7 protein-coding genes are annotated in these 10,007 nt (G+C 57.6%); 3 read left to right on the top strand and 4 right to left on the bottom strand.

Features of this window, described 5'->3' with window-relative positions:
- The first annotated feature begins 248 nt into the window (after window positions 1-248).
- From coaE to uvrB, 3 genes are read left to right on the top strand one after another with little or no spacing between them, the layout of a single operon-like run.
- Window positions 249-890 (top strand): dephospho-CoA kinase, encoded by a 642-nt coding sequence (coaE, locus tag AB5Z54_RS08335; RefSeq protein WP_368141753.1) that lies wholly within the window; start codon window positions 249-251, stop codon window positions 888-890.
- Window positions 883-1,464: a lytic transglycosylase domain-containing protein gene (locus AB5Z54_RS08330; RefSeq protein ID WP_117746699.1), complete on the top strand. Its 582-nt coding sequence runs from the start codon at window positions 883-885 to the stop codon at window positions 1,462-1,464. Before coaE ends, AB5Z54_RS08330 begins: the two co-directional genes overlap by 8 nt.
- A gap of 51 nt (window positions 1,465-1,515) precedes the next feature.
- Complete coding sequence (gene uvrB / locus AB5Z54_RS08325; RefSeq protein ID WP_138112002.1) at window positions 1,516-3,756, top strand: excinuclease ABC subunit UvrB; 2,241 nt, start codon at window positions 1,516-1,518, stop codon at window positions 3,754-3,756.
- Between the two features lie 65 nt (window positions 3,757-3,821).
- On the opposite strand, the gene AB5Z54_RS08320 is transcribed toward uvrB, so the two are convergent.
- From AB5Z54_RS08320 to AB5Z54_RS08305, 4 genes are all read right to left on the bottom strand, one after another.
- Window positions 3,822-5,462, bottom strand: a complete 1,641-nt coding sequence (locus AB5Z54_RS08320; protein ID WP_368161172.1) for an NAD(P)/FAD-dependent oxidoreductase — start codon at window positions 5,460-5,462, stop codon at window positions 3,822-3,824.
- An 80-nt stretch (window positions 5,463-5,542) separates the two neighbouring features.
- Entirely contained in the window at window positions 5,543-6,814 is a 1,272-nt protein-coding gene (locus AB5Z54_RS08315; protein WP_368161171.1) for an NAD(P)/FAD-dependent oxidoreductase, read from the bottom strand.
- The gene (locus tag AB5Z54_RS08310; RefSeq protein WP_055310500.1) at window positions 6,815-7,645 is read right to left on the bottom strand and encodes an Mrp/NBP35 family ATP-binding protein; all 831 of its coding nucleotides are present in this window, start codon (window positions 7,643-7,645) and stop codon (window positions 6,815-6,817) included.
- Between the two features lie 145 nt (window positions 7,646-7,790).
- On the bottom strand, window positions 7,791-9,944 hold the full coding sequence (locus tag AB5Z54_RS08305) for an LTA synthase family protein (protein ID WP_368161169.1): 2,154 nt from the start codon (window positions 9,942-9,944) through the stop codon (window positions 7,791-7,793).
- Window positions 9,945-10,007: the final 63 nt, after the last annotated feature.

The raw sequence follows: 10,007 nt of genomic DNA, 5'->3' as shown, positions 1-10,007 counted from the left end.
CCATCGCGCCGAGAGTACTGCGGGGTCAGCCCGTGGGAGGCCAGGGCGCCGCTGACCGGTGGACGGCACCGAGCCGTGCGCTTGAACTGAGAAGGGGGAGGCCTCGCGGCCTCCCCCTTTTTGCGTTATATACACGTTGTACTTTGGGACCTAGTTCCCCCGTATGCGCTCTTACTGTTTGGCTGTATTTTGAGTCCTTCTAGTGTATTTGAGCGATAATTACTCGCATTGGCGTTAGGGAGGGCTTGATGTTTACCGTATTTGTCTTGGGCAATATTGCTTCGGGTAAGTCGACTGCCTGCCGCTATTTCGAATCTCGTGGCGCTATGCTAATCGATCTGGATGAGCTTGCAAAATCGCTGTATGTGCCGGGCTCTGATATCGTCAATGCTCTCGCGGATGAATTCGGTTGGGACATTTTGGATGAGGATGGCGGCATTCGCCGCAACATCCTCGCTTCTCGAGCTTTTGCTTCTCCTGATTCGGTCGCACGGCTCAATGGCATTGTGCATCCCGTTCTCATTGAACAGCTTTCGCTTAGGATTCTCGATCCGGTTTGTTGTACGGTTTCGTCTCCCCGTTATCCCTTTGCGGTGGTCGAGGTTTCTGCTCCGACTGGTTTTGAGGATGCATTTGGCTTGGCTGATGAAATTTTGGTCATCAGCGCCCCTTTGTCAGTTCGTCGCGAGCGCGCTATTCAACGTGGCATGGAGCCATCTGATTTCGATGCCCGTTCTGCTTGTCAGCCCGATGAGTCTGCGCTGTGCAATCTCGCTACTACGGTGATTGATAATGCCGCAGGCGATAATTCGCTCTTTGAGCAGCTTGACTCATGGCTTGCATGCCACGGGTTTATAGATACTCCGGATAAGGAGGAGGCCGATGCCTAAGGCACGTTTCTTTACGTGGTATCGCGTGGCGCCACTTGCCGTTGTGTTCGTCTTCGGCCTTATTTCGCTCGTCTACTCGTGTGCCCCTGCCGCTTTCTTTAAGCCGCTGTATCCGATTGACTACGAGGCGTACGTAAAGCAATCCAGTATTTCGCACAATCTTGATCCGTATCTGGTGTGCGCTGTCATTAAGTCGGAATCGAATTGGGATCCCGAGGCCGAGTCGAATCAGGGTGCTCAGGGCTTGATGCAGCTGATGCCCGAGACTGCCCAGGATATGATTGCCAAGGGTCTTGTCGACGGAGGGGAGTATTCGGTCGACAATCTTAACGATCCGGCTACGAATATCGAGTTTGGCTGCGCATACCTCTCGTATCTTCTCGCCTATTTCAACGGGTCGACGGATAGTGCCATCGCCGCCTATAACGCCGGTATGGGCAATGTCGACGGATGGGCGCAGCAGAACACGTCACTCCATAATGCGATTACCTTTCCTGAAACTCAGGCTTATCTGATTCGCGTCAATAATGCCTGGGTTCGATATAAGACTCTCTATCCCGATCGGTTCGTATAGGACTAAGCCCACCGCCTGCGTATACTGCAGATGTATGAGTTAGGAGTATCCATGGCGGAATTTGAAGTAGAACGCGTTGGTGGTGAACTTAAGCGCTTTGGCGTTGAGGGCGCTGAGGTGCCGTTTGAAGTCGTTTCCCCCTATGAACCTGCCGGTTCCCAGCCCAAGGCCATTGAGTCACTTGTGCGGGGCGTGAGGGACGGAGACCGCTATCAGGTTTTGCTGGGTGTGACTGGTTCGGGTAAGACTTTTACGATGGCCAAAACCATTGAGGCCTTGGGTAAGCCGACCCTTGTCATGGCTCCGAATAAAACGCTCGCCGCTCAGCTTGCGAGCGAGCTCAAAGAGTTCTTTCCCAATAACGCTGTGGTCTACTTCGTCTCGTACTACGACTACTATCAGCCCGAGGCGTATGTGCCGCAAAGCGATACATATATCGAGAAAGACTCCTCGATTAACGAAGAGGTCGAGATGCTGCGCCATCAGGCGACCGCGTCACTGCTCTCTCGACGTGATGTGATCGTTGTCGCATCGGTCTCGTGTATCTATGGCATTGGCTCTCCTGAGGACTATGCGGGTCTGGCTCCAAACGTCGACAAGAAGGTGCCGCTCGAGCGCGATGACTTTATCCATGCGCTTATCGACATTCAATATGATCGCAATGACTATGACCTGGCGCGTGGCACGTTCCGCGTGCGCGGCGATGTTGTCGACGTGTATCCGCCTTATGCCGAGCATCCGTTGCGGTTTGAGTTCTTTGGCGACGAGGTCGAGCTGATTGCCGAGATCGATGAGGTCACCGGTGAGATGCTTCGTGAGTACGAGGCCATCCCCGTATGGCCGGCATCACACTACGTGACCGAGAAGCCGAAGGTCAAGGCCGCTCTGAAATCGATCAGCGAAGAGTGCGAGAAGCGCGTGGCGGAGCTCAAGGCGACCGACAAGTTGCTCGAGGCGCAGCGTCTGCAGCAGCGCACCGATTATGATCTTGAGATGCTCGAGACGATGGGCTTTTGCAACGGCATCGAGAACTACTCGCGTCATCTGGACGGTCGCAAGCCGGGTGAGCCGCCGTTTACCCTAATCGATTACTTTCCCAAGGATATGCTCTGCATCATCGATGAGAGCCATGTGACGGTGCCGCAGATTCGCGGCATGCACGAAGGTGACCGCTCGCGTAAGGTGACGCTGGTGGAACACGGTTTTCGCCTGCCCTCGGCGCTCGATAACCGCCCGCTTCGTTTCGATGAGTTTGAGGCAAGGATACCCCAGTTTATCTATGTTTCGGCCACGCCGGGCGACTACGAGCTGCGGGTGAGCCAAAACGATGTGGAGCAGATTATTCGTCCGACTGGCCTGCTCGACCCCAAGATTGACGTGCGTCCAGTTCGCGGCCAGATTGACGATCTTGAGGACGAGATTCGCGAGCGCGTTGCCCGCAAGGAGCGCGTGCTGGTGACCACGTTGACCAAGCGCATGGCCGAGGACCTGACCGACCATCTGCTCGACGCGGGCATTAAGGTCAATTACATGCACTCTGATACGGCGACAATGGACCGTGTCGAGATCCTGCGAACGCTGCGCGAGGGCAAGATCGATGTTCTCGTTGGCATCAATCTGCTTCGCGAGGGCTTGGATCTCCCCGAGGTCTCACTGGTGGCAATTCTCGATGCCGATAAGGAAGGCTTCTTGCGCAACCGCCGTTCGCTGATTCAGACGATTGGCCGTGCGGCCCGTAACGCCGATGGTGAAGTCATCATGTATGCAGACGTTGTGACCGATTCGATGAAAGAGGCCATCGAGGAGACGCAGCGCCGTCGCGAGATTCAGATGGCATATAACGAAGAACATGGCATTGTGCCCAAGACAGTGCGCAAGGCCATCAACGACATCTCAAGTTTTATTGCCGAGGCCGAAAAAACCGTGGGTTCCAAGGGACGCTCGAAGGGCGACTCTCTTGGCCATGGTGCATTCTATACGCCCGATGAGTCGGGCGAGGGCGGCGTGCCGGAAACGGTGGCGCCCGAGCAGACACTTGCGGAGCAGTTGGAAGAACTGCCGCATGACGAGCTTGTGCGGATTGTCGAAACCATGGAAGAGGATATGCGTAACGCTTCTGCCGCCATGGACTTTGAGGAGGCGGCGCGCCTGCGCGATGCCGTCGTTCAGATTCGGGCGATGCTCGAGGGTGCGTCTGAGGACGAGACGATCGAGCGCTTACGTTCGCAGGCCCGCAAGGGTTCCACGTTCGCATCGGGCAGAAAACGCCAGGGTGCACGGTTTAAGAAATAGCGAACAGGCCCCGAGTTCCCTGTGGAGCTCGGGGCCTATGTCTTTTGCGCGCTGGAATTCGTGCGTTAGAGGTCTGCGATCAGGGCTTCGGCACAACGGATGCCGTCGGTGGCCGCGCTCATGATGCCGCCGGCATATCCAGCTCCCTCACCACAAGGGTAGAGGCCCGGGGTCGACACGGCATGGCACGTTCGGTCTCGGGTGACAGTGACCGGTGAGCTCGAACGAGTCTCCACGCCGGTAAGAACGGCATCGGGACGGTCGTAGCCTCGTAGCTTTTTTCCGAGTAGGGGAAGTCCCAGGCGGAGCGACTCGACGATATGCTGCGGCAGGGCTTCGTCAATTGCCGTCCAGGTCACACCGAGCGGATAGGTGGGCTTTACCTTTCCGGGCGCCTTGCTGGCGCGTCCTGCGAGGAAATCTCCGACGAGTTGTGCCGGTGCGTTCCAGTTGGAACCGCCCAGGCGATAGGCGGCCGCCTCGCAGGCGCGCTGGAGCTCGATGCCGGCGAGCGGGTCATCGTTGGGAAGGTCCTCAGGCGTGACGTTAACGAGCAGGGCGGCGTTTGCGTTGCGTCCGTCGCGGGCATTGAGGCTGGCGCCGTTGACGCACAGGTGGCCCTGCTCGGAAGAGGCGGCGACAACCTGCCCGCCGGGGCACATGCAAAACGAGAACACGCTGCGGCCGTTGGGAAGATGGGCGACGAGCTTGTAGGGGGCTGCTCCGAGGGCAGGATGTCCCGCCAAGGCTCCATATTGGGCTCGGTCGATGTCGCGCTGCGGATGTTCGATGCGAACGCCCATGGCAAAGGTCTTTTGTGCGAGGGCCACGTTGTGGTCCTTAAGGAGCTCAAAAATATCGCGAGCAGAATGCCCGCAGGCGAGGATGAGGTGCTTTGTCTCAATTGGCTCGTAAGCGGCGTCTTGGGACGATTGGACATCGATACCGGTGATGGCACCAGACGCGTCGATGCGAATGTCGACGAGCTTTGTTCGATAACGGACGACACCTCCGAGCTGCTCGATGCGCTGGGATATAGCGGTGACAACCGTGGGAAGGATGTCGGAGCCAATGTGCGGCTTGGCATCCCACAGAATATCGCGGGGCGCGCCCGCCTCGACGAAGGTTTCGAGGATAAGGCGATGGGCGGGATTTTTGGTTCCCGTATTGAGCTTGCCGTCCGAGAAGGTCCCCGCGCCGCCCAGGCCAAACTGGATATTGCTCTCGGGGTCGAGGATGCGCTCCTTTAGAAAGAGATCGATCGCATGTGAGCGGCGAAATGCTGGGTCGCCGCGCTCGATGAGCAAGGGCTTAAGACCCGCTTCGGCAAGGGTGAGTGCAGCGAAAAGGCCAGCGCATCCGGCACCGACAACGACAGGGCATTCTTGAGGTGTGTCGGAGACGGGGGAGGGGAATGAAGACCCATCGTCTTCTATCGCGCGTACGCGCGAGCGGTCACGCTCGGCAACGCTGTCGACCGCTTCTCGCTCGAGGTGGGGACTAGTCAGCTCAACACGAAAGCTCAGGATAAAATGGACGTCTCGTTTTTTGCGGGCGTCGATTGACTTGCGGTGGAGCTCGATGGACTTGATCTCGGAGTCCTTGCAACGTAGGACGCGCTTGGCGACTCGCTTGCCAACAATGAGGCAGGCATTTTCATCGCCGGCTTCATCGAGTGACGCGTTGACTTGGGTGATTTCGATCATCGAGGTCTCCTTAGAGGCAAGAAAGAGGCCGTCCGGTATCCCAGACGGCCCGAATGCGTTTTTGATTATAGACTGCGCGGCTACAGGCTGCTTGCAGCGCGAATGCCCGAGAGCCAGGCCCACGCAAGGTTAAAGCCTCCACAATCGGCGTCGATGTCGAGCGCTTCGCCGCAGACGTAAAGCGGGGCGTCGACAGCGCTGCTCGCGCGTAGACTGGGTGTTGAGATGCTCTCGACAGATACGCCACCACGCGTGACCTGCGCCGAGCGCTCCTCGGCTGTTCCCTCGACGAGCAACTTAAAGTGCTTGAGGATCGAGACCAGGTGGATGACATCGTTGGAGCTTGGATGGCACTGCTCGAACGCTGTGCAGACGATGCGGGAGAGTTGCGGGGCGAGCATGCCGTCGAGCCAACGGGGATCGCGGGGCGAAAAGCCGCCGAGCAGCTCAACGCGCCGGTTGAGCATATCGAGCAGCTCGTCTTTGGAGAGGTCGGGGAAAACGTCGAGCAGGATCGTATCGCCGTGCTGGATACGACGGGAGAGGTTGAAGACAGCGACGCCCGAGATACCGAAGGTTCGAAACAGGACTTCACCGTCTTCGTGCCAGAGCTCATTATGATTGCGGGCGAGCGTCAAGCGGGCGCGGACGCGCAGGCCATCCAACGTCTTGAGCGCCGCCCGATCGCCGACGACCGTTGCCGATACGGGGCAGAGGATGGGGCGCAGCGAAGTGAGGGGGAGGCGAAACGTATCGGCGATACCAGTGGGGTTACCACCCGTGGCGATAATTACGGCATGTGCCTGCAGGGCCTCGTTCTTGCGAGGGACATCGGCGAGCGCTTTCCGAAGCGAGCGGAGCTCCGATTTTCGGTCGTCGTGCTTTTTTGCCTTGAGTGCCCGCGCTGGACGGTCTATTTGGAGTGTCCAGCCTTCGGAAGCTTTGTGCGCCGAGGCAACGTTGGCTCCGCAGATTAAGGTGATACCTAGGCGGTCGCAAACGTTGAGAAGTGCGTCGCGCACCGATTCGGCGCGAAGGGAGCGCGGGTACAGTCGGCCTTCCTCGGAGGTTGTCATGATGCCCAGCGAGGAGAAGAAACCCATAAGCTTTTGTTCGGGTTGGGGGCCCATGACAGATTCGACGAATGCGGGGTGGTTATACCGCTGAGGATCAATCGATTCGTTGGAGAGGTTGCAGCGGCCGTTACCGGTCGCAAGGAGCTTAAGGCCGCAGGCGACATCGCGCTCAACGATGCAGACGCTTTTGCCAGCACGTGCGGCCGTAATGGCGGCGGCGAGGCCTGAAGCCCCGCCGCCGATTACCAGGACGTCATAGAAGGCGCTCGTGTTCACTTAGGCCTCGTCGGTCTCGTGCGGGGTAATAGCCTCGACGGCAGAGACTGCTTTGGGCAACATGCCATCGGGCAGCGCGGTCTCGACCTCGCCCTTATCGCAGGCCTCGGCGAGTGACGGATTGATGGGAAGCGTGCCCAAGATGTCGAGGTTATAGCGCTCTGCGACCTCGGGGAGCTTGCTCTTGCCAAAGACCTCGATCTTCTTGCCGCAGTCGGGACACTCAATATAGCTCATGTTCTCGACAATGCCCAGAATGGGGACGTTCATCTTCTCGGCCATGTTGACCGCCTTGGCGACGATCATCGAGACCAGATCCTGCGGGCTCGTGACGATGACGATGCCGTCGACGGGCAGTGACTGGAAGACGGTGAGAGCGACGTCGCCTGTTCCCGGAGGCATGTCGACCAGCAGGTAGTCGATGGGGCCCCACGAGGTCTCGCTCCAGAACTGCCTAATGGCGCCTGCGATGACCGGACCGCGCCAAAGGACGGGGTCGGTCTCGTTTTGGAGCAGCAGGTTGGAGCTCATGACCTTGACGCCGTGCTCGGAGATTTCGGGCAGCATAAGGTTGCCAAGGGCATGGACGTGGCGTCCGCTCATACCGAACATCTTGGGGATAGAGGGACCGGTGATGTCGGCATCGAGGACGCCGACCTTGTGGCCGTGACGGGCAAGCTCGGTAGCGATGGCACCGGTGACAAACGACTTGCCGACACCGCCCTTGCCGGAAAGCACGGCGATGACGCGTTTGACCTCGGACAGTGTGTTCTCCTCAAATTGCGACGGCGACGTTTGTCCGCCGGCGGCCTGTGCGTGCTCGCAACCCATGTATGACTCCTTTGTATATGTTGGGGCCGGAGCCCCGTGATGTGACACGAGCGTCATTGTACCCTCGTTTGCGAGCGGGAGTCATTTGCGATGCATTTGGGCCGAGCGTGCTTGCAATACGATGGGTCCAAGCGAATGGGCGGGCTTACTGAACTTTGCTAGCGAACTCGAGGTATTGCATGCGCTGCAGCTTGTCGATCGTCGAGGCGTATGGGCTGTCTTCAGATTCCAAGTCGTAGCGCAGCCCGTCGGCACCAAGGTAGCCGGCGACATTGATGGTGGGCACATCTGACCTTGTTGCAAGCAGAGCCTTTTGATAGTCGGTGAGCGGGGCGCCGATCTTATTAAGGGTAATGGCTGCAATCTCGTTTGCCCCGACGGTGTCGTAGACGTTGAGCTCGGTATTGCCGGCGATTTCATAGTTAGCCCAGACAAAATATGTCGACTGATAGATACGGAAAGCGTGGCTTGCCGTATCTTCCTGAGGGTACAGCTCGTCGTTGAGAGTCGTTGCGGCGCTCGGCTGATGGTCGCCAAAAAAGACAAGGACAACCGGTCTGCCGATATTGCGGAGCTCGTTGATAAAGTACTCGAGGTCCCGGTCGGATGCGTTGATGCAGGTAAGATAGGTGTTGAGCGCGCTATTGGCACCCTCGCTGGCTCCCTCGACCCAATAGTTTGTCAGCTCCTCGGCGGGAACGGTGCCATAGTCGTAGCCGCCGTGATTTTGCATCGTGACGTCAAAGATGAACTGCGGCGCTTCGTTGGTTCTAAGCAGGTCGAGTATCTTGTCGTAGGTGGCGTAGTCGCATACGCCGGCATGGTAACAGGGCGCACCTTCGAAATCGCCGATTGAAAGAAAGTCTCCAAAGCCCAGCTGCTGATAGATTTTATCTCGATGGTAGTTGACGGGGTTTTGCGGGTGCATAGCGGTGGCGGTATACCCAAGCTCTTTAAGGTCCTTTGCCAGGCTGTTGACGCCATTCATCTGATACAGCTGATAGGGGATCTTGCCTAATCCGACAAAGGCCGTTGTCGCTCCGGTCAAAAATTCGAATTCGGAGTTCGCCGTTCCGCCACCGGCGACCGAAGCGAGCATGGTGCCGCGAACAAGTGTGTCGGGAAGCGAGTTGTAGAATGCGGGGCCGGTGTACCCGGCCGCCTGGAGCTGCTCAAAGCACGAAAGGTCGCTAAAACTCTCATTCATGACGGCAACAATCGTCGGCTTGATTTCTTTGAACTGGGCAACGGCCGCCGCGCGCTGCTCGCTCGAGCCATACGTGCTGTCGTAGGTGGCGGCGAGCTCCTGCTCGATGCTCTGCGCCTCATCGGGCGTATAGTCTTCGGGCTTCTCAATGGGCAACTCGTTGACCATTTCGGTGAACGAAGTGATAAAACCCTGAGACGCATACGTGGTGATGGGCTGCCAACGGTCAAATCCAAAATTCAGCGCCTGCTCCAAGTCGATGCTGGAAAAGCCCGAGAGCCCCACAACGGTCACTAGCAGAAAAGCGCAGAGGTTAGCGGCGATTGCGGGGAAGACATGGGTGGGCGTACGGAGCTTTCTCGGTCGGATAAGCGAAAGAAGCCCCAGGGAAATCTCCAGCAGGGCTAGAGAGGTTACGATTCCGGCGGTAAAGGTAAACTCGTATCCCTCGCTCACTTCCATTGCGGTGCCAAGGGCCAAGATATCGCTTGGCAGGATGGCCTCGCCTTTAAACGTTATGACGAAGTGCTCGGCAATGCCAAGGATGCAACAGGCGACGGGCACGAGGGCCATGACGCCTCCATGACGCTGTCCCAGCAAATAAAGGGAGAGCAGAACCGTCGCGAGCAGCCCGACGGAAAACCCGAATGAGTTGGCGGGAATGCGATAGAACGTTTCGTTGCAGGCAATTTCGAGTGAAACGAACGAGAGCGCTGAAACAGCGGCGATGACAAGGATGTCACGGCAAATACAGGCAACCGTTCCCGTCGCAAGATCGGTTTGGTCGATAAGTCCCGAAACCAAGGGCTCGACAAGAAGTATGACGGCGGTAGCACCGAGCGCCGAATAAGAAAGGACCCATAGGGAATTGTCCTCATTTACGAGCAATTGATTCGTAATCCATGCAGCTACCATGCCGAGCGGGATGAGGAGCGTCGCGCACCAAAAGACGCGGGCAATGGGCGGCTTTTCATTGTGTTTGATTGAAAAATATACGCGCACCACGACGATGGCCACGATAAGGACGGCGATGAATATGGGCAGATTGGCCATGTCGCTCGAAGTGATTTCAAGGGGGATATCTTCGGTCATGGACGTTCCTCTGTTACGGCAAATTAAGTTCAGTATTAGATTACTGTAACCTTTCCACGACAT

The sequence above is a fragment of the Collinsella aerofaciens genome (assembly GCF_040910185.1).
GTDB classification, from domain to species: Bacteria; Actinomycetota; Coriobacteriia; order Coriobacteriales; family Coriobacteriaceae; genus Collinsella; species Collinsella aerofaciens_BF.
The sequence above is the reverse complement of the archived record's forward strand: the minus strand, read 5'-3'. Positions and strand labels throughout refer to the sequence as shown.

Bases quoted from the DNA above. Each gene is read 5' to 3' on its own strand.
- uvrB (WP_138112002.1), top strand. From the start codon at position 1,516: ATGGCGGAATTTGAAGTAGAACGCGTTGGTGGTGAACTTAAGCGCTTT.
- coaE (WP_368141753.1), top strand. From the start codon at position 249: ATGTTTACCGTATTTGTCTTGGGCAATATTGCTTCGGGTAAGTCGACT.
- AB5Z54_RS08320 (WP_368161172.1), bottom strand. From the start codon at position 5,462: ATGATCGAAATCACCCAAGTCAACGCGTCACTCGATGAAGCCGGCGAT.
- AB5Z54_RS08310 (WP_055310500.1), bottom strand. From the start codon at position 7,645: ATGGGTTGCGAGCACGCACAGGCCGCCGGCGGACAAACGTCGCCGTCG.
- AB5Z54_RS08330 (WP_117746699.1), top strand. From the start codon at position 883: ATGCCTAAGGCACGTTTCTTTACGTGGTATCGCGTGGCGCCACTTGCC.
- AB5Z54_RS08305 (WP_368161169.1), bottom strand. From the start codon at position 9,944: ATGACCGAAGATATCCCCCTTGAAATCACTTCGAGCGACATGGCCAAT.